Raw genomic sequence first — 18,645 nt, 5'->3', positions numbered from 1 at the left:
TGGCTTTTCTCCTTCTCGGGATCGGACTGCGATACGGGGCGGCGGCAGCGATTCCAGAAACGACCCTCCGCGATTCACGAATGAACGATTTCCTTCACGCCGTTACGGCTTCAACCGCCCTTCGAACATGGAAAACTTCATCCAGACATATCTTGGCGGCATGGCGAACCCCCGGTCCTCCCGCAAGCGCCTCGGCCGCCCGGAGAAAACCGTGCGCGTCCCCGAACGGCACGGCACGGCCGACGCCGTAGCGTTCCAGCAGAAGTGCAAATTCGCTTCCCGCCTCGACGGCAGCGACGACGGGCAGTCCGGCGCGCAGATAATCGGTCGTCTTGCTGGGAATGGTGAATGAGGTCACGCCGGGTACGGTCGCGACCATCCCCACTTCGCAAGCCCCCAGCAGCTCAAGATAGGAATCGCGCTCGAGAGGCGGTCGCCACAGCACGTTTCCGTGGGCCCGGGCCCGAAGCATCGGCGCAAGGCGCCCCTCGCCCACGAACAGGAACAGAAGCGGCGAGCCGCTCGTCTGCCCGAGCGCCGCCGCTGCCAACATCTGCTCAAAGCCTCGCCCTTCGACGAGCTGTCCACCAAAGACGGCGATCGGACGGTCCTCGGGAAGATTGTGCAGGCGGCGTATGGCCGCGCGGTCCACGGGGGGAACCGGCGTCGCGTCCGACCAGATCGGAGCAACACGGACCGATTGCTCCGGGCGCATGCGGAATCTCCGGCGCAGGTACTGGGCGTTCTGGGGCAAGGTGCAAATGAGAGCGGTGAACGCTCCCATCAGGCGCTGCTCCCATGCTCGGGCGATCCAGTATGGCGGCCCGCCCGGAACGAGCCCGATTTCACGATGATGGTCGGGAAAGAAATCCCATATGAAAAGAAGCCGGCGCTCGATGCCCGCGCGGCGAATCGTGTCAATGAAGGGAGCAAAAGCCAAGGCCGGCGCCCAGGCAATGAAGACATCGAACCGGGTGAGGTCGAAGCGCGTGCGGACCAGCTTTCCCGCACGCCGGCCGGTCATTACGAACTTACTCGCATGACGCAGCAGCCGTCCGAACCCCTCCAGAAGGCGTGGCGCGCAGCGCACCACCCGTATCCCCTTCCATTCCTCGTCCACGCCGTCCGCGTCCTCCGAGGCCGCGTCCCAATCGACGAGCAACACCTCGACCTCGTGGCCTTCGGCCTTGAGCGCCAGAGCAAGTTCGTTCGTCAGATAGGAAGATCCGGGCCTGGTCGGAAATTTCATGCAGGCCATCAGGAAGCGCATGAGGCCACCGTCATGATTCTTTCCAGACATTCCGGCGGACGTAATCGGTGTAGCTCAGAATGATTCGTACCATCTTCCTGGAAACGTCGGTTACGGCGTAATCGGCAGGGAGAGAGGGCCGCCATCCCGCCTGCCGGTCGAGAACGACGATGCCCCGCAGCACGTTTTCCAGCCGCAGGCCGGTCATCATCACCGCAGCCTCCTCCATCGCCTCCGGCCGCTCATGCGCCTCCCGCAAGTTCAACGCCGGAAAGCCGAGGATGGACGATTCCTCGCTGATGGTACCACTATCAGAAAGCACCGCATGAGCCTTGAGCTGCAAGGCATTGTAGTCGAAGAATCCAAAGGGTTTCATCAGCCTGACGCGCCTGTCGAGTTCAAGCTGCGACGCTTCCAGCCGCTTGCGGGTGCGCGGATGCGTGCTGACGAGAACCGGTTCGTCATAAGCGGCCGCGACGCCGCACAGCGTTTCGACCAATCGGGCGATCTGAAGGTCGGACGCGACGTTTTCCTCCCGATGGACGCTGACGAGAAAATACCGGTGCGGTTGCAGCCCCAGCCGGTCGACCGCATCCGATGCCTCGATTCTCGTGCGATAGTGATTCAGCACTTCCCACATCGGGCTGCCGGTCTTCACAACGCGGTCCGGCGGCAGGCCCTCCGCCAGCAGATAGTCGCGCGCGATTCCCGAATAGGGGAGATTGATATCCGCGGTGTGATCGACGATGCGCCGGTTCAATTCTTCAGGCACGCGCTGGTCGAAGCAGCGATTGCCCGCTTCCATATGAAAGATCGGAATGTGACGACGCTTGGCTGGAATGACCGTCAGGCAGGAATTGGTGTCGCCGAGCACCAGCATCGCGTCCGGCCTTACCGCTTCGAACACCGCGTCGGCGGCGATGATGGCCTTGCCGATCGTCTCCGCCGCAGAGCCGCCGCCGACACCGAGAAAATGGTCGGGAGGGCGCAGGCCGAGATCGCGAAAGAATATTCCGCTGAGTTCATCGTCGTAATTCTGGCCCGTATGGATCAGCAGATGGTCGGTCGCCTCGTCCAGGGCCGGAATCACGCGGGAGAGACGGATGATTTCCGGCCGCGTCCCAACCACCGTCGCGACCTTCAACGCGCCCTTCCTCATACCGGACACGGATACGTATCGGGTCGGAGCGGGTCGAAGGCCTCGTTGGCCCATAGCAGGCAGACCAGCATATCCTCGCCTCCATTGGTGACGTCGTGCGTCCATCCTGGGATCGTCTCGACGATCGTGGGCTCTCCAGCGCTCACCTTCACCTCGAACCGCTCGTCGCTCGAAATATTGCGGAATCTGAACCTGGCCTGCCCATGGACGACGAGAAATTTTTCGACTTTCGAATGGTGGTAATGACCTCCCCGGATCACGCCGGGGCCGGAGGTGAACACCGAGAATTGGCCGGCCGCCTGTGTCCGGAAGACCTCCATGAAGTTCCCGCGCGGATCGGCATGCGCGGTCAGCCCATAGGTAAAGGCCGATTCCGGCAATGCGGCGACGAACGTGGCGTAAAGCGACCGTTCGAGATGCGATTCCATATCGCCGATCCGGCCGAGGCGTCGATCTTCGGCGAAGGCCGACAGAATCGAAGCCACCTCACCCACGGTCGTCTCATGGACAGGTCCCGCCTCATGAAAGCCGCTTTCGACCATTGGCCGCCGCAGCAATCCGCACCAGTGCTCGGTCAGATCGTCGATATAGAGCAGCGACAACGGCGCGTTCGGATCGTCTATCCTGATCGGAAGATCGCGCGCGAGGTTGTGGCAGAAGGTGGCCACACACGAATTATAGTTTGGCCTGGCCCATTTCCCGAAGACGTTCGGCAGGCGATAGGCGGCCACCACGGCCTCGCCGCGCCTGTCGAGCTGGAACAGGGCTTCTTCGGAAGCCTTCGTCGCGCTGCCGAAAGCCCCCTGCGCGGTGATCTTGCGCGACGAACTGTAGACCACGAGCGGGCACCGTCCCGCCTTCGCTATTTCCGCTGCCAGGGCATGGGTGAAGCGCACGGACCGGTCGAACTCATCGGGCTCGCGCGGCCTGATGGCGGCAGCCAGATGGAAGACCGTGTCCGCGTGCGCCAGCGCGGCCGCGATCTCCGCCTGTGTGCAGCCCCGCATGAGAATCCGCACATCATAGCCCGCCTCCCGCAGGCGCCAGACGAGATTGCGGCCTATGAAACCGCCGGCGCCGGTTACCGCAACGACCCGCGCTTCAGAATGCATCGGGCTCACCACCGGCAAGAAAGGCCTGCACGTAAGGCAGGTTCCTCAGCATCGCGGCCATTTCCGAAACATCCATAAGGCGGGCATTGAGCGAGTTGAAATCATCCAGGCGCGCAGCCGATGGTTTGCCGCTTCTGAAATGCACGTCGTAATTCAGGTTGCGGTTATCCGGCGGGACACAGAAATATGTCTCCCGGTCCTCCGCGACCGCCATCTCCTCGCGGCTTAGCAGCGTTTCGAAATGCTTCTCGCCATGACGCGGACCGATGATGCGGATCGGGTGATCTGGCCGCCCCATGACCTCCAGAACCGCCTGGGCTAGTTTCTCGATCGTCACGGCAGGAACTTTGCGGACCAGAATTTCGCCGTTTCCGCCAAACTGAAAGGCATCCAGGCAGAGTTCCACCGCTTCATCGAGCGTCATGACAAAGCGCGTCATATTCGGATCGGTGATGGTGATCGGCTGGCCGCGCCGCACCTGATCCATGAAAAGCGGCACCACGGAGCCACGCGAGGCAAGCACATTGCCGTAACGGGTGCCGGTTATCACCGTCCGCTTGCCCGATGCCTCGCGCGACTTCGCGACCATTACCTTTTCCATAAGGGCCTTCGACATTCCCATCGCGTTGATCGGGTAGACCGCCTTGTCGGTCGAGAGGCAGACGACGCGCTGCACGCCCGCGCGAATGGCGGCGTCCAGCACGTTCTGCGTCCCGGTCACGTTGGTGTTTACGGCCTCGATCGGGTGGAACTCGCAGGACGGCACCTGCTTCAGCGCCGCGGCATGGTAGATGAAATCCACATCCCGACAGATGCCTTCCATCACGCGGAAGTCGCGAACATCCCCGACATAATGTCTGATCCTGCCGTCGGCGAAGCGCCGGCGCTGCTCATCCTGCTTCTTTTCATCCCGGCTCACCACCCGCACTTCCGCCACCGACAACGCAAGGAAATGCTTCAGAATCGTCGAACCGAATGAGCCTGTGCCGCCGGTGATCATGATCGTAGCGCCCGAGAAGTTCCTCGGTTCCGGGAGCTCGGCGTGAAGCTGCGCGCCGCCCGGAACGCACTGAAGGTCCACGTCGCCAAGGTTCGTTTCAGTGGCGATCGGCGTACGCATCCAGTCCATTCAATGCCTGCCTTCCCTCAATCTTGGGATGAGTTCCTTCCCGGCGCCCCCGCGTTCATCGCAACCGTCCGATTCCTGCACGCGGCACGCACAGCCCTCTGCCGGTCGTCCGAATTGAACTTTCCCCCGCGCTGAAGCCACTCACGTCATCATGGACGCACCAAGCAATCCCGGACTCCTCCCGGCCCCGGCCTCCGACGCATGACGCACGCGGCACCGATCCGCGCACTCGTCGTGGGCGCCGGGGTAACGTCATGCCTGCTTCACCTGCCCAGGCTCGCGCAGTTGCGCGACGCCGGGCGGCTTACCCTCGTCGAGATCTGCGACGTGATGGAAGAGCGCGCCGTCGCGGCGCGGCAGAAATTCGGCTTTTCCCGATGCAGCGGCGATGCCCTGTCCGGCTTTGAACGCGCGGATGTCGATGCCGTCTACCTTTTCGGTGACGCGCGGATGCACTACACGCTGGGCATGGCGGCGCTGGAGCAGGGCAAACATGTCTTCGCCGAGAAGCCGATCGCCCCGAACTACGCCGCGGCCTGCCGGTTGGCCGAAATGGCGCAAGCGCGGGGGCTGGTCGCCTGTGGCGGGCACAACCGTCGCTTCTACCGCTCCATGGGCGAAGTGCGGCGCCTGGGCGGCAAGGCAGGCTGGCACTCCCTCGAAGCCGTATTCCACAAGCCATCTCACGGCGTTGCCCCACCCTTCGGCGCAAGCAGCTGGCTGACCGCCAATGGCATTCATGCCCTCGACGCCCTGCTGTTCATAAACGGCAGCCTCCCCGATCATATCGCCACCAGCGTCAGGCCCAACTCCTACGCTGCGCTCCTGCGCTGGCCCGACGGCGCGCGGGGCAGCTTCCTCTGCAACAACAACGCAGGCGAGCGGCGGGAGGCATATGCCTTCCATGCGGCCGGCCTGACCTGCCGCATCGACGAGGAGGCGTTGCACATCGCCAGGGCGGGCCAGACGCACACCACGCCCATGCCGGGCCTTGATGACGGGTTCGCGGCCGAGCATGCCGCGTTTCTGGACGCAATCGCGCAGCGCACGGAGCCGCCGCACGGCATCGCGGCGCTCGCCCCGTCGCTCAGGCTCGCCGAACTGATCGAGGCCGGTTTCAGCGGTGAGGTGGACTGGCCGGAGACATCCCCGGTCCGGCCTGTTGCCGTCCCCCGATGGTTCGACGAAGACCCGTCCGATGACGGGTCTCCCGAAGACGGACCTGTCGGCGACGGGCTTTCCGGTACTGGGTCCATGCTGGTCGTCAATGCGCGCGGTCTCTCGCTGGGCCGCGTCACGACATCCATCGACCGGCCGATCGTGGCGATCGAGGACGTGCTGCAGTCGGCCCGACCGCGTCCGGATATCGTGGCGGCACTCATCGGAACCGGACCGCGGGTGATGACGGACGCGCTCCTCGATCTGATGCCCAACCTGCGGGTTGCCGGCCTCGTCGGGCTCTCCTTCGCGCGGCACAATCCCGAAGCGCTTATCGCGCGGGACGTGGCGCTCGTGAACGCCAGCCGCACCTATGCCGAGAACGTCGCCGAATTCGTCCTGGGCCTCGCGATCCTCGGCCGCCGTCGCGGCTTCGTCTCGCATCAACTCATGCGCAACGGAGGCTGGGGAAGCGTGGTACAGCCAGATAGCTGGCGGGGAAGCGCCCTGAAGGCGGCACGGGCGGTTCGCCCCATCGCGGCCCGCATGGGGCTGGAGCCGCTGCTGCGCAGGGGCTGGCGGCAGGCCCGGCCACTCCACGGCATCGCGCCGGCCGCGTCCACGCCCACGCGGGCGTTGCATGGTGCGACCACGGGACTGATCGGCTGGGGCGAGAACGCACGGGCACTTGCCGTGCGCCTCGTCGCTGCGGGCGCGAAGGTCCTCGTGTTTTCCGAACACGCTCCGGTCGGGGATATCCGGGCGGTGGGTGCCACCCCCGTCGCGCTGGGCGAAGCCCTGGCGGCGGACATCGTCTCCCTGCATCGCGGCCTCACGCCCGCGACCAGGCATTTCCTCGGCAGCGCGGAACTGGCGCGGCTCAGGCCCGGTGCGGTCCTGATCAACGTGGCCCGCGCGGAGCTGATCGAGCCCGGCGCGCTGCTCGCCCGCCTGAAAGCCGGTGACATCTTCGCCTGCATCGACGTGTTCGATCGCGAGCCTCCGCCCGCGCGCGATCCCCTCCGGCGCCTGCCGAACGTGTTTCTCACCTCGCACATAGCGGGAAGCGCGGAGGAACTGCGGGCCGGGGCGCTTGCCGAGGTGCTGCACAAGATGGAGCGGCATCTGGGCGGGGCGCCCGTCCGACTGGTCACCCCGACCCGTCTGCGGACGATGACATGAGGCCCTTCATCCCGGCCGCGCTGCAGCCTCTCGCCGCCACCATGCGCCGCCGCCTGCGCAAGCCGGTCGCCGGGCGCTTCCAGCCCTATTCCTTCACGCTTCCAGACCGCTATCCCTGGCTGTTCGACTTCGCGGCGGAAGCCCTCGCGGGCAAGCCGGCCCCGCGCCTGCTGTCTTTCGGATGCTCGCGCGGCGATGAGGTGTTCAGCCTCCGCCAGCGCTTTCCGGACGCGCCGATCAGAGGAATCGACATCAACCCGGCGAATATCGACGCCTGCATCGCCCGATCGCGGGGCCTGAACGACGACCGGCTGAGCTTTCAGGCCGCGCCGGACACCGGCACCGAGCCTTCCGGCCATTACGACGCGATTTTCTGCCTCGCCGTCCTGTGCCATGGCGACCTGACCGTAAGGCGCGCCCGCCGGAGCGGGAGACTCATGCGTTTCGCCGATTTCGAGCGCACCGTGGACGGCTTCTCGCGCTGCCTCGCGCCCGGCGGCCTGCTTTTCCTCCACACCACGAATTTCCGCTTTTCCGACACGGCGGCCGCCGCGGCGTTCGACGCCGTGCTCGAAGCTCGGCCGGATCAGATGGCGACGGACCTGCTCTACGACCGGAACGGTCTGCTCGTTCCAAACGGGCGCTATTATCCTGTCGGGTTCCGGAAACGGGGCACCGGCACGTGACACGCCAGATGAATGCCGTCCAGCAAAACCATCGCCGCCTCGTCGGGGCGATCGAGGCGCGTTTCGACGTGGCCCGGTGGCGGGGCGGAGACGTCGATCTCTGGCCGCTTGCCGCGACGGACCTGTTCCTCGACATGTTCGGCGCCTCGGGCGGCAACACCGCGCCGCCGCCCCGGCCTTTCCTCCACCGCGCCGCCGCGAGCCTCGCCACCCCGCTCACCAATGTCTGGAAGAGCCGGAAGGACCTGCGCCACTGGCAGCCGCGACCGGTGCCGGCCGATGCGATCCTGCTCGGCGACGGTGTTTCGCTGGACAGGGTCGCGGGCTCCTGGCGCGACCGCTACGGCGAACCGGTGATGGCAACCCTCGATAGGCAGGGGCTTGGAACCTTCCTCATGCAGCCGGGCGGGCTGAACCGCCTGCCCTGGCTGCGCCCGACCTATGCCGCCAATACGGTCGCGGTCCGCGCGGCCCTCACGGCGGCTCTCACGAGCGCTCTCCGGCCGGCACGGTCTCTCGATCTGCCGGATCATGCTCTGGTTCTCGAATTCCTGCACCAGCAAGGCGTGCGTGCGCCTTCGCTCCATGCCGAGCGGCTGAACAGGCGATTTCGTACCGTCTCTGCCGCGGCCACGCTCTTTCAGCGCATTCTTCGCAGGGTCAGGCCCCGGATCGCCTTCGTGGTCACGTATTATGCAGGCCTCGGCCACGCTTTCGCCCTCGCCTGCCGGCGAGAGGGTATCCTGTGCGTCGATCTCCAGCACTGCCCGCAGGAAGGACACCGCGCCTATTGCTGGCACGGCCTTCCGGCATCGGGCTATTCTACGCTCCCCGCGATGTTCTGGTGCTGGAGCGCCGAGGATGTGGCGCGGATCGCGGATTGGGCGCGGGCACCGTGGCACGGGGCGATCCATGGCGGCCATACGCAGCACGCCGCCCATGCGAAGGTGCCCGCTCCGGGTCCGCATCCGGCCTTCGATCGGGAAATCCTGGTGGCATTGCAGCCGATCGGCGGATACCGCGCGGTGTGGCAGAAGCTGGCGCGCCATATCGAGGCATCCCCCGCAGGCTGGCGCTGGTGGATACGCCGCCATCCGTCCGCCTCCGCGTCGCAGGATGCCGAATATAGCGATCTCCTGGCTCTCCGAAGACCCAATGTTATCGTCGAGGAAGCCTGCCTGCTGCCCCTCACCGCGCTGCTCGAACGCGTGAACGTGCTGGTCTCGCTCGCCTCCGGCGCCGCCGTGGAGGCGGCGGCCTTCGGCATTCCCGCCCTGTTTCTCGACCCGGCGGCGGCCGGCGCCTTCCCTGGCCTGATCGAACGGCGGCAGGCGGTTCTGGCGGATGTGGACGGGTTGCTACCGCAGATCGCGGCTTTATCCGGCCGGAGGGAGCGGGCGCTTTTGGACACGATGCCGCCCATCGCCGAGACCCTGCAGCGATTGCACGACATGGCCGCGGACTACGCTCGCCGGCACATGACGTGACCGGCCTATTTCATTGCATCATGTTCCAGCCGCCCGATCAGCGCGTCCATCGCCGCGTCCGGATCCCGGGCTAGCGTCAATCGCCATGCGCCCCTGGCCACGATCGCGCTTGCCGCGCTCGCGGACGCACGGGCCAGCAGATCGAAACCGGGTTCCAGCCGCGACAGCGCGGCCGCCGCGATCGCGGGTTCGATAGGGTCCATCCGGATTGTCTCGCCCCGTTCCAGCACCACGACAACCGGGTGGTCCGCTACGGGCGGCTCGGCCGGAAACGGCGCGGGGATCGCCGCCTTCAATTTCCCTCCCCTCAACCGGGTTGCCGCGATGAACCCTGGCGCATCGTCGGGGAACACATGAACCGGGCGCGGAAAGCCCCAAATCCGCAAGCGAGGCTGCAGTTGGATGTACACGGTGTCGTCGGAAAGAATGCGAAGATCCCGCCTCATTGCAGCGAGGGTGAGCGTGCTCTTCCCACTCCCGCTCGCGCCCGTCAGCAGAATCGCCCTGTTTCCCAGGGCGATTCCGGCCGCATGGAGCGGTGTCCGTCCCGAGCGGGTCAGCAGGAATAGCAGCAATGTGTCGGTCAGTTCCTCCGCGAGCTGCCCGGGCCGCCCGATCAGATATTTCGGAACCTTGCAGGTCGCGAAAAGAATTCCGGCATCGGCCCATCCGTCGATCCCATCTCCGCTCATGCTCAGAAAGGGCCCGTCGACATCGATGCGATGGGAAAGGCCGGCGTCCGTATCAATGATGTGCAGGTCGATCGTGATGGGCGCCCCGTCCGTGCGGGTTGCCGGACGCCAGGCTGCATATGCCTCTTCCATCGTCGCCAGAAGATCCGGATCCGACGTCAATATCCTCACTGGCCGTTCCATGACCGACAGATGCAGGATAAAAATTTCTTTTGGCATGCGGCAATTTTATACTGAATCGCACCCGATGAACAATATGCGGCATCGTGGGAGTCTCGGACATTGATCCTGCTCGCCCATTCGTATTTTTTGCAGCACGACCCAAAACAATTTTCAAGGATGAAGCCCTATTCCCCGTTGTCCACCCTGATACTCGCCGCGCTGCTGCGCGAAGGCGGGCATGACGTGGCACTGTTTGACGCCACGTTCGCCCACGGGATTGAGGATTTCGAGAAGGCACTGGATGAGTACGAACCGCGCATTGTCGTTCTCATGGAAGACAATTTCAATTTCCTGACCAAGATGTGCACCACCAATCGCCGCGAGAGCGCGCTGGCGATCATCGGAGCGGCGCGTGCGCGCGGCTGCCGGGTGGCCGTGAATGGGCCCGATGCCGCCGACATGCCCGCCGCCTATCTGGCCGCCGGCGCGGCAGCCGTGGCACTCGGCGAGGGAGAGATGGCGCTGGCCGAACTCGTCGGCCTCTGGAACGGGGGAGATAACAACGCGTCCTCCGTCGCCGGGTTGCTCCTGCCAGGGGCCGGCAAGCCGGCTTCCACGCCCGCCCGTCCCCCGCTGCGTGATATCGACCGCCTGCCGTCCCCGGCGTGGGACCTGCTCGACATCGATGCCTACCGCCGCGCCTGGGCGGGCGCGCATGGCGTATTTTCATGGAATATGGCGACTTCGCGCGGCTGTCCCTATACGTGCAACTGGTGCGCGAAACCGACATTCGGCCGGCGCTATGAAGTTCGGTCGCCAACCCACGTCGCGAACGAAATGATTCGCCTGAAGGCGGAAGTGGCGCCGGACCATGTCTGGTTTGCCGACGACATCTTCGGCCTCGACACCGACTGGACGACCGGCTTCGCGCGTGAGGTCACGAACGGCAATTGCCGGATTCCGTTCACCATGCAGTCGCGCGTCAACCTCATGACCGAAAGCATGGTCGACGCGCTGGCACGGGCGGGTGCGAGAGAAGTCTGGCTTGGCGTCGAGAGCGGCTCACAAAGGGTCGTCGACGCCATGGACAAGGGCGCGAGCGTGGCAGCCGCGCGAACGGCGACACGCGTGCTCAAGGCACACGGCGTGCGCGCCTGCTGGTTCATCCAGCTCGGCTATCCGCCCGAAAGCTGGCCGGACATCCTTGCCACCCGCGACCTGATCCGGGAGGAAAACCCGGACGAAATCGGCGTGTCGGTCGCGTATCCGCTGCCGGGCACGGCATTTCATGCGCGCGTGCAGGCCCAGCTCGGGCGGCAGCGCAACTGGACAACCACGGGCGAACTGGCGATGCTGTTCCAGGGAACCTATTCCACCGAATTCTACCGCAAGGTGCGCGACCTGCTGCATGCGGAAAACGAGACCGGTATCTGGAACGACGAAGCGTGGAACGGGCTGGAGGCCGAAGCCTTCCACCATCGGTCGCCTCACCCGTTCCAGCATCCGCTCGAGGCCTGACGTTGAGCGGGATGCAAGGCCTGCCGCCGGCCGCAGCGGCTTTCGACGCGATCGCGGAAGGTTTCGACGCGCGCTTCACGCCATGGCTCAGCGTGGCCGCACAACGGCGCGCGGTCCGGAGGGTCCTGGCGCGCGCTTTTCCACCGGGCGCCCGGCTGATCGAGATCGGCGGCGGCACCGGCGAAGACGCATTGTGGCTTCTCGAGCGCGGGCGGGAGGTGCTTCTGACCGACGCCTCTCCCGCGATGGTGCGCCTGTCCGGCAGGAAATTCGCGGGCCGCGCCTGTGCGCGAACGGCGCTTTGCGCCGCCGAGGACCTTGCCAGACTGGCCACCCGGATCAGCCTCCCGCTGGACGGCGCTTTCTCAAATTTCGCCGCATTGAACTGCGTCGGCGATCTCCGTCCCTTTGCGGCCGGGCTGGCGACGCTCCTGCGCGAGGGGGCGCCGGCGATACTCGTGGTGTTCGGCCGTACCTGCCCCGGCGAATGGGTAACCGAGATGGCGCGCGGCCGCCCCGCCGAAGCCTTCCGGCGACTTGGTACGGGCGACCGGCCCGCGCGGCTGGGCGGGCGCACGTTCAGCGTCCGCTATCACGGGCGGCGCGACATCGAACGCGCCATGGCGCCGTGGTTTCGCCCCGATGGCCGCTTGGGCGTGGGTGTCTTCGTGCCGCCCAGCGCGGCCGAGCCTTGGATATCGGGCCATCCGAGACTCCTGGATGCGTTCGAGAGGCTCGACCGCGTGTTCGCCGGGCCGCTCGCGTCATTGGGGGACCATATTCTCTACCGTTTCGTGCGCAACGGGGCCGAAGCCCGATGAACCGCGACGCGCTGCGGGATTTCGCCCGGGATTACGCGGCCCACCGCGCGGCGGAAGGCCGCCTCTATGCCGAGGACGCGCTGCTCGGCCTGCCCTATCTGCGCCATGGCCCCCTCGCGCGCCAATGGGGTGTGCGGGCACGCAGCTTCGAGGCGCTGCTTGATCGGATCATCCGGCCTCTCGCCGCATCGCTCGGCCGCGGGTTGCGGTTGCTTGACCTGGGCGCGGGCAATGGCTGGCTGAGCTACCGCGTCGCGCTGGAAGGGCATGACACGACGGCACTCGACATACGCAGCGACAAGGTCGACGGACTAGGCGCCGCAGCCCCGTTCCTGGAGCGGAGCGGCGGCAGGATGCAGACGCTGGATGCGTCCTTCGACGCCGTCCCCATGCCGGATGCCAGCTTCGATATCGCGGTCTTCAATGCCTCGCTGCATTACGCGACGAATCTCGGCGCCGTCCTGGCAGAGGCGGCCCGCACCGTGCGACCCGGCGGCAGGCTCGTGATCCTGGATTCGCCCTTCTACCGCCACGAGGCCGACGGGCTTGCCATGGTGGCGGAGAAACTGGCCGACGCGCCATGCCGCTTCGGCGCGCATGCCGAAACGCTGATGTCCCTCCCCTTCATCGAATTCCTGACACGCGAACGCCTGTCGGCGGCATCGGCGCCGATAGGCTGCGCGTGGCGCCGGTCGCGCGTGCGCTATCCGCTCTGGTATGAAATCCGCCCCGTCGTCGCCAGACTGCGGCGTGCGCGCGCGCCCTCCCGTTTCGATCTCTGGAGTGCCACGCGCCCGTGATTATCCTCGTGAACCCGCGCGCCACGCGCCCGGAAAACCGCCGCTTCCCGCTCTCGATCATGGCCATCGGCGCCGCCCTTCCCTCCGACGTCAACTGGAAGATCGTCGACGGGAACCTGCCCGGCATCGACGCGTTCTCCGTCATAGCCGGGCATATCGAACAGGCAGCGGCGGAAGGCGCCCCGGTGCGCAGCATCGCCATGACCGTCATGCCGGGCCCGCAACTCGTAAGCGCCGTGCCCCTCGCCAAGGCGATAAAGCAGCGCTATCCGGACATTCCGATGATCTGGGGCGGCAATTTCGGCAGCCTGTATCCGCAGCCGGTGCTGAACGCGCCTTATGTCGACTGGGTCGTGCAGGGACAGGGCGAGGAGACGTTTCTGGAGCTGCTCGAAGCCATCGCTGGCCGGCGCGATCCGAAAACCGTCGCCGGCATCGCCTTCCGGCAGGACGACGGATCGCACTGGATCGGGCCGGAGCGCGTCTGGAAGGGACCGGGCGAGCTGCCCGCGCCGCCATATCACAGGATCGATGTCGGCCAGTATCTTCGGCCGACCATACTGGGCCATCGGTCCGGCGTCTATCAGGCCTCGATCGGATGCCCGTACGGCTGTAATTTCTGCGGCGTGATCAGCGTCTTCGGCCGCCGCGAAAAAGTACAGCAGCCCGAGCGCACTGCCGAGCACCTCCGCTATCTCGTGCAGCATCACGGCATGGATTCGGTGCATTTCTACGACAATAATTTCTTCCTCAACGAAGCGCACGCCCAGGAGGTCGCTCGCACGATGAAGCCACTGGGCCTGCGGTGGTGGTGTGAAGCGAGGGTCGACGCGCTCTGCCGCTTTTCCGATGCGACCTGGCGGACACTGCGGGAGGCCGGCCTTTTCATGGTGTTCTGCGGAGCCGAATCCGGTTCGGACGAAGTGCTGGAGCGGATGAACAAGGGCATCACGACCGAGCAGATACTCATGACGGCGGCGAAGACGCGGGAACACGGCATCATCCCCGAGTTTTCCTTCATCTTCGGCGATCCGGAAAGGCCGGAGCAAGAGATGGAGAACACGTTCTCCTTCATTCGCAGGCTGAAGGCGATCAATCCGGATATGGAGCTGATCAGCTACTTCTTCACGCCCACGCCCCAGCGCCGCCAGACCTATGGCGGCGTAGACGCCCATGCCGGCACGCCCGACACTCTTGAGGAATGGATCGAGCCGGAATGGGTGGCGTGGATGACGCACGAAGACCCGCGCCTGCCCTGGTTCGCGCAAAAACTGCGTACGCGCGCACAGGATTTTGATCTGGTGCTGAAAAGCCGTTTCCCCTCCGTTCATGACCGGAAGACGCGGGGATGGGGAAAGTTGCTCGGCAAGGCTGCCGCGTGGTGGCGCTGGAGGCAGGAGATCTACGACGATCCGCGGCTCCTGCGGCAGATCCGCAGGTTCGCCCGCATTACACCGGACGATTCCCAGGCCTATGGCCATTTGCGCCCCGCAAGCGCGCCGAAGCCGCGGAGATCGCCCGGGATCGTCCTTACCGGCTGATCGTGCCACGGATGAGGCGCCAAGCGCGGGCTTCGTAGATTCGGCGGCGATCCGACCAATGGCGGTCGTCGGGAAGCAGGTCCGCTGCGAGCATCCGCAACCGTCCGCGCCATCCCTGGGCCCACATGAAATGCTCGGCGAGCGAGTTGCGCCCGATACGCTGGGCCGATGCCGGGTTCAAGCGCGCGAGCCTGCGCCGCACGGTGCGCGGAACCCATCCGGCACACTCTTCGAGAACGTTCGCCGGCACCGTGCCCGGCAGAAGCCGCTCGGCCAACCGGAGGGCTGGATAGGCATAGCCGAGCGCCGTCGTGAGCCGACCCGTCGCGAGGAATTCATCCCAGCACAGGCGGCGCGAGGCGACCTCCCGCCGTACGACCAGAACCAGTTCGACCTGACGCAGCAAGGTCAGGTTCTGCCAGCCGACCCCCGCATGAGCCGCCAGATGCAGCAGCAACGGCGCTGGCTCCAGTACGCAGGCCCGCGCATCGACAGCCCAACGCTCCCTGCCCGCGAACGGAGCCGCCAGGTCGAAACAGCCCAGCGGCGTGCCGCGCCCCGCCGATATATTGAGCGAAATATGAAGGTCGATCGACCAGGGATCGTCGGCATGAACATAAGTAAGCGTTCGCGGTTCGCCGCTCGCCGCCGGCAGGGACCAGCTACTCTCCCACCGGCCTCGCTTCTGTAGCGAAAACCCAAGATGCGCCAGCACAGCCTCGGCGCGATGCCCATCCCCATGCGCCACCAGCAGGTCGATATCCGATGCCGGCCGCACGCCGGGCTCGGGAAAATAGACCGTGCTCGTGTGCGCGCCCTTGAGTATCAGAACCTCGATTCCAAGCTCGACCAGCCTGCCGACAAGCGCGGCGGCTACCGCCGCCATCCGCTTCGCCCGCCGCCTGTTATGCCTCAGTTGGCGCTCCAGCTCCACGACGACGGACGGGCCAGCCCGCAGCCGCCCCTGTTCGATCCAGAAGCCGAGAAGCGGCCCCATGCCGGACGTGTAGCCGGCCAGACCCAGAGATTCCGCGCCACCGTCAAGATCCGTGGCCGCCTCTCCGCCAAGACACGCAACAGCCGCCTTCTGAATGGTTCCGAGCGCGGTACCCCATGATTCGACCGACACGTCAGGCCACAGCCAAGCCGGTCGCCCCTGCCTGCGGGCCCAGGCGAAACGCTGACGTACCTCCTCGGCGGAGAGTCCGGCCTCGACATCCCATTCGCAGTCCATTCACGATACCTTGTCGTTGCACACATCATTGTGTGCTTTCCCCACAGCTTAGTTCCATCCGGCCGCTGAAACGTTCGATCGCGGAGAGAGGTCGTTATTAGTGGTGGTGCCCATGAAAATTTTCGCGAATAAATTGAATCTTGAACCTTGGGCGCGTTCCAGGGCACCAAAAGGGATAAACATGGGGGAGCCAGATTTGAGCGACCGCAGCCTGGAAGCTGCGCGGCGCCAGCCAGTTGCCCGAAACAACAACGATGCGCTGTTGGTGGAGCGCATCCGGGCGCGAGACATGGTTGCCTTTGAAGAACTCTATCGCAGCTATTATGATCGTCTCGCACGCTTTGTGCTTAAACGCGTTCATCGTCCCCATCTTGTTGAAGAGGTTGTAAATGACACGCTGATGGTGGTTTGGGACCACACGGATTCGTTCAAGGGCGACAGCAGGCTATCGACCTGGATATTCGGCATCGCCTATCGCAAGTCCATGAAGGCGCTCCGAAATCACCAGGACCCGATGGAAGACGAGAACGCGGAGTCGCATGTAAGCCCCGAACTCAGCCCGGAAGACAATCTCGGCCGCCGGCGCAATCGGGAGCTTCTCCTGGAAGCGATGGAAGGACTCTCTCTCGAGCACCGCGAGGTTCTCGAACTTACTTATTTTCAGGAATTTGGCTATCAGGAGATCGCTGACATCATGTCATGCCCAGTCGGTACCGTGAAGACCCGCATGTTCCATGCGCGGCGTCAGCTGCGTCGCCTGTTGGACGGCACTCTGCCGGATTGGATCTAGGAGTCCATTATGGTGGACATTATCGAGTCCATTAAGATGGGCATCAGCCGTTTCGACGACTCTCCGCACAGCCAAACCAGGTTATTGTTGCCTTGGTTTGTGACCGGCACGCTCGGCGATACCGACAGGGCGCTCGTTCAGCGGCATCTCGCTGAATGTGCGGAATGCCGTGAGGATTTACGGATGGAGCAGGCCCAGGCGCGGAAGATCAGGGCGCTTCCGGGCGACGTCGATCAGGGGTGGGCCGCGATGAAGGCGCGTATCGAAGCCGGTCACGCAGATATGAAGCGGCCGCAGCCGAGACAGCATGCTCGCAGCAGCCGAAGATTGGTCTCCGGAGCGGTGGCTTTTGCAGCGGCGGCTTCGGTCGCGATTTTCTTGCTGGTGAAACCGCCACCACTCTACCGAACTCTTGGTGCGTCACCTCGCCCCGGCATTGGCAATGTCATTGTGAAATTCAAGCCAGACACGTCCGAAGCCATCCTGCGCACGGTGCTGACGCAGAACCAGGCCAGGATTGTGGATGGCCCCACCACGTCTGACGCCTATGTGCTGCACGTGGCCGATGACCAGCGTGCAGCGGCCCTGTCCCGGCTCCGAAGCAACAGCAACGTCACCGTCGCGGAACCGATCGACGGTGATATGCAATGAGTGACGCGTAAAGTGGCTGCCCTGGCCTGGCGCCGCGCGGTCCAGACCATTTTTGTCCTGCTTCTGGGTTTAATGTTGCCCAATATGCCGGCCGCCTCGCGCGAAGTGGCCACGAATGCCCGGCAGATCCTCGTGATGCTTCGCATTCCACCGGACCATCACCGGCCCAGCGCGTCCTACGGCGGGGATTACGCCGACGCGTTCACCATCGCTGCGCAAAGACGGCGCGCGGAGGATATCGCCCATCGCTACGGGCTGGCATTTGTCGGCGACGGATGGCAAATGCCCCTGCTGGGCGTGGACTGCTACGTCATGCAGGTCGGGCCAGGCGATACGGTTGAAACCGCGATAAAACGCATTTCTGACGACAGTAACGTTCTGTGGTCCCAGGCGATGCATCTCTACAGGGCCGAAGCATCGCCCTCACCCATTGTTAACGACCCCCTGGCAGACCTTCAGCCGGTGACCACCGCTTGGAATTTGACAGCCCTCCAGCGGGTCGCAACCGGACGCGGCGTGGTCGTCGCGGTGGTCGACAGCCGCGTTGAGCTTGACCATCCTGACCTTGCGGGCCAGTTCGTCTCTAGCGAGAATTTCGTCGACACCGACGACGGACCAGCCGAGGCGCATGGCACTGGCGTCGCAGGCGTAATCGCGGCGAAGGCCGGCAACGCCATTGGTATCGCCGGCGTAGCGCCTCGGGCGAAGCTGATGGCGCTACGCGCCTGCTGGCAGACCGATGCCACAAAGCAAACGGCGCCGACTGTCTGTGACTGTCTGACCGGAAATGAGTTGAGTGATTTCAGCGGGTTATGATTCATGGGTTTGCGAGAACCTGATGAGATCACAATGGCCTGGACTGAAATCACCCGAGCGCAGTATCGCCGGGACGAGCTGGAGTATGCAAGCGACCTGCGCGATGCGGAATGGGCGCTGATTGCGCCACTGATGCCCGAGAGGAAACGACTGGGAAGACCACGACGTACGGATTTACGGCGCGTCATGGAGGCGATCCTCTATATTGTCACCACGGGCTGCCAGTGGCGGCAATTGCCGAGCCACTTTCCCGCCTTCACGACCGTGCAGGGCTATTTCGACCGCTGGATCCGCGAGGGACGATGGGAAGCCATGAACCATATTCTCGTGATCCTGTCGCGTGAGCTGGACGGGCGAGACGCCACGCCTTCGGTGGGCATTATCGATAGCCAATCGGTTAAAACCGCTGAAAACGGCGGCCCTCGCGGTTATGACGCGGGCAAGAAGATCAAGGGACG

Annotated in this window: 17 protein-coding genes; 11 read left to right on the top strand and 6 right to left on the bottom strand. The window is 64.8% G+C overall.

Annotated features, from left to right (window positions below):
* Window positions 1-94 precede the first annotated feature (94 nt).
* Genes HLH29_RS19540 through HLH29_RS06990 form a run of 4 tightly spaced genes read right to left on the bottom strand, consistent with a single transcriptional unit; the run spans window position 95 to window position 4,649 of the window.
* Complete coding sequence (locus tag HLH29_RS19540) at window positions 95-1,270, bottom strand: glycosyltransferase family 4 protein (RefSeq protein WP_246373901.1); 1,176 nt, start codon at window positions 1,268-1,270, stop codon at window positions 95-97.
* A 10-nt stretch (window positions 1,271-1,280) separates the two neighbouring features.
* A complete protein-coding gene (gene wecB, locus HLH29_RS07000; RefSeq protein ID WP_246373899.1) occupies window positions 1,281-2,393 on the bottom strand; it encodes a non-hydrolyzing UDP-N-acetylglucosamine 2-epimerase in 1,113 nt (370 codons plus the stop codon).
* An 11-nt stretch (window positions 2,394-2,404) separates the two neighbouring features.
* The gene (locus tag HLH29_RS06995; protein WP_182965236.1) at window positions 2,405-3,520 is read right to left on the bottom strand and encodes a polysaccharide biosynthesis C-terminal domain-containing protein; all 1,116 of its coding nucleotides are present in this window, start codon (window positions 3,518-3,520) and stop codon (window positions 2,405-2,407) included.
* A complete protein-coding gene (locus tag HLH29_RS06990) occupies window positions 3,510-4,649 on the bottom strand; it encodes a polysaccharide biosynthesis protein (RefSeq protein ID WP_246373897.1) in 1,140 nt (379 codons plus the stop codon). Before HLH29_RS06990 ends, HLH29_RS06995 begins: the two co-directional genes overlap by 11 nt.
* A 201-nt stretch (window positions 4,650-4,850) precedes the next feature.
* On the opposite strand from HLH29_RS06990, the gene HLH29_RS06985 reads away from it, so the two are divergent.
* From HLH29_RS06985 to HLH29_RS06975, 3 genes are read left to right on the top strand one after another with little or no spacing between them, the layout of a single operon-like run.
* A complete protein-coding gene (locus HLH29_RS06985; protein ID WP_182965235.1) occupies window positions 4,851-6,989 on the top strand; it encodes an NAD(P)-dependent oxidoreductase in 2,139 nt (712 codons plus the stop codon).
* On the top strand, window positions 6,986-7,675 hold the full coding sequence (locus HLH29_RS06980; RefSeq protein ID WP_182965234.1) for an SAM-dependent methyltransferase: 690 nt from the start codon (window positions 6,986-6,988) through the stop codon (window positions 7,673-7,675). The genes HLH29_RS06985 and HLH29_RS06980 overlap by 4 nt, the downstream gene beginning before the upstream one ends.
* On the top strand, window positions 7,672-9,162 hold the full coding sequence (locus tag HLH29_RS06975) for a hypothetical protein (protein WP_182965233.1): 1,491 nt from the start codon (window positions 7,672-7,674) through the stop codon (window positions 9,160-9,162). The genes HLH29_RS06980 and HLH29_RS06975 overlap by 4 nt, the downstream gene beginning before the upstream one ends.
* Window positions 9,163-9,167: 5 nt before the next feature.
* On the opposite strand, the gene HLH29_RS06970 is transcribed toward HLH29_RS06975, so the two are convergent.
* The gene (locus HLH29_RS06970; protein WP_182965232.1) at window positions 9,168-10,073 is read right to left on the bottom strand and encodes a phosphoenolpyruvate carboxykinase (ATP); all 906 of its coding nucleotides are present in this window, start codon (window positions 10,071-10,073) and stop codon (window positions 9,168-9,170) included.
* Window positions 10,074-10,193: 120 nt separating this feature from the next.
* On the opposite strand from HLH29_RS06970, the gene HLH29_RS06965 reads away from it, so the two are divergent.
* Genes HLH29_RS06965 through HLH29_RS06950 form a run of 4 tightly spaced genes read left to right on the top strand, consistent with a single transcriptional unit; the run spans window position 10,194 to window position 14,696 of the window.
* Complete coding sequence (locus tag HLH29_RS06965) at window positions 10,194-11,534, top strand: B12-binding domain-containing radical SAM protein (protein WP_182965231.1); 1,341 nt, start codon at window positions 10,194-10,196, stop codon at window positions 11,532-11,534.
* A 2-nt stretch (window positions 11,535-11,536) separates the two neighbouring features.
* A complete protein-coding gene (locus HLH29_RS06960) occupies window positions 11,537-12,355 on the top strand; it encodes a class I SAM-dependent methyltransferase (RefSeq protein ID WP_182965230.1) in 819 nt (272 codons plus the stop codon).
* A complete protein-coding gene (locus HLH29_RS06955) occupies window positions 12,352-13,155 on the top strand; it encodes a class I SAM-dependent methyltransferase (protein ID WP_182965229.1) in 804 nt (267 codons plus the stop codon). Before HLH29_RS06960 ends, HLH29_RS06955 begins: the two co-directional genes overlap by 4 nt.
* An 8-nt stretch (window positions 13,156-13,163) precedes the next feature.
* Entirely contained in the window at window positions 13,164-14,696 is a 1,533-nt protein-coding gene (locus HLH29_RS06950) for a B12-binding domain-containing radical SAM protein (protein ID WP_182965228.1), read from the top strand.
* Here HLH29_RS06950 and HLH29_RS06945 read toward each other — a convergent pair.
* Window positions 14,686-15,930, bottom strand: a complete 1,245-nt coding sequence (locus tag HLH29_RS06945) for a nucleotidyltransferase family protein (protein ID WP_182965227.1) — start codon at window positions 15,928-15,930, stop codon at window positions 14,686-14,688. The genes HLH29_RS06950 and HLH29_RS06945 overlap by 11 nt on opposite strands.
* A gap of 112 nt (window positions 15,931-16,042) precedes the next feature.
* Between HLH29_RS06945 and HLH29_RS06940 the strand changes: the two genes are divergently transcribed.
* The 4 genes from HLH29_RS06940 to HLH29_RS06925 form a co-directional block, all read left to right on the top strand.
* Window positions 16,043-16,720, top strand: a complete 678-nt coding sequence (locus tag HLH29_RS06940) for an RNA polymerase sigma factor (RefSeq protein ID WP_220791412.1) — start codon at window positions 16,043-16,045, stop codon at window positions 16,718-16,720.
* Window positions 16,721-16,729: 9 nt separating this feature from the next.
* Complete coding sequence (locus HLH29_RS06935) at window positions 16,730-17,371, top strand: anti-sigma factor family protein (protein WP_182965226.1); 642 nt, start codon at window positions 16,730-16,732, stop codon at window positions 17,369-17,371.
* A gap of 12 nt (window positions 17,372-17,383) precedes the next feature.
* Entirely contained in the window at window positions 17,384-18,187 is an 804-nt protein-coding gene (locus HLH29_RS06930) for a S8 family serine peptidase (RefSeq protein WP_182965225.1), read from the top strand.
* A gap of 33 nt (window positions 18,188-18,220) precedes the next feature.
* On the top strand, window positions 18,221-18,645 hold a 425-nt coding region (locus tag HLH29_RS06925), incomplete at its 3' end, for an IS5 family transposase (RefSeq protein WP_182965224.1).

The sequence above is a fragment of the Gluconacetobacter tumulicola genome (assembly GCF_014174215.1).
GTDB lineage: Bacteria > Pseudomonadota > Alphaproteobacteria > Acetobacterales > Acetobacteraceae > Gluconacetobacter > Gluconacetobacter tumulicola.
The sequence above is the reverse complement of the archived record's forward strand: the minus strand, read 5'-3'. Positions and strand labels throughout refer to the sequence as shown.

Excerpts from the sequence above, each read along its gene's own strand:
- HLH29_RS19540 (WP_246373901.1), bottom strand. The coding sequence starts at position 1,270 with ATGCGCTTCCTGATGGCCTGCATGAAATTTCCGACCAGGCCCGGATCT.
- HLH29_RS06995 (WP_182965236.1), bottom strand. The coding sequence starts at position 3,520 with ATGCATTCTGAAGCGCGGGTCGTTGCGGTAACCGGCGCCGGCGGTTTC.
- HLH29_RS06990 (WP_246373897.1), bottom strand. The coding sequence starts at position 4,649 with ATGGACTGGATGCGTACGCCGATCGCCACTGAAACGAACCTTGGCGAC.
- HLH29_RS06985 (WP_182965235.1), top strand. The coding sequence starts at position 4,851 with ATGACGCACGCGGCACCGATCCGCGCACTCGTCGTGGGCGCCGGGGTA.
- HLH29_RS06980 (WP_182965234.1), top strand. The coding sequence starts at position 6,986 with ATGAGGCCCTTCATCCCGGCCGCGCTGCAGCCTCTCGCCGCCACCATG.
- HLH29_RS06970 (WP_182965232.1), bottom strand. The coding sequence starts at position 10,073 with ATGCCAAAAGAAATTTTTATCCTGCATCTGTCGGTCATGGAACGGCCA.
- HLH29_RS06965 (WP_182965231.1), top strand. The coding sequence starts at position 10,194 with ATGAAGCCCTATTCCCCGTTGTCCACCCTGATACTCGCCGCGCTGCTG.
- HLH29_RS06955 (WP_182965229.1), top strand. The coding sequence starts at position 12,352 with ATGAACCGCGACGCGCTGCGGGATTTCGCCCGGGATTACGCGGCCCAC.
- HLH29_RS06945 (WP_182965227.1), bottom strand. The coding sequence starts at position 15,930 with ATGGACTGCGAATGGGATGTCGAGGCCGGACTCTCCGCCGAGGAGGTA.
- HLH29_RS06940 (WP_220791412.1), top strand. The coding sequence starts at position 16,043 with ATGAAAATTTTCGCGAATAAATTGAATCTTGAACCTTGGGCGCGTTCC.
- HLH29_RS06935 (WP_182965226.1), top strand. The coding sequence starts at position 16,730 with ATGGTGGACATTATCGAGTCCATTAAGATGGGCATCAGCCGTTTCGAC.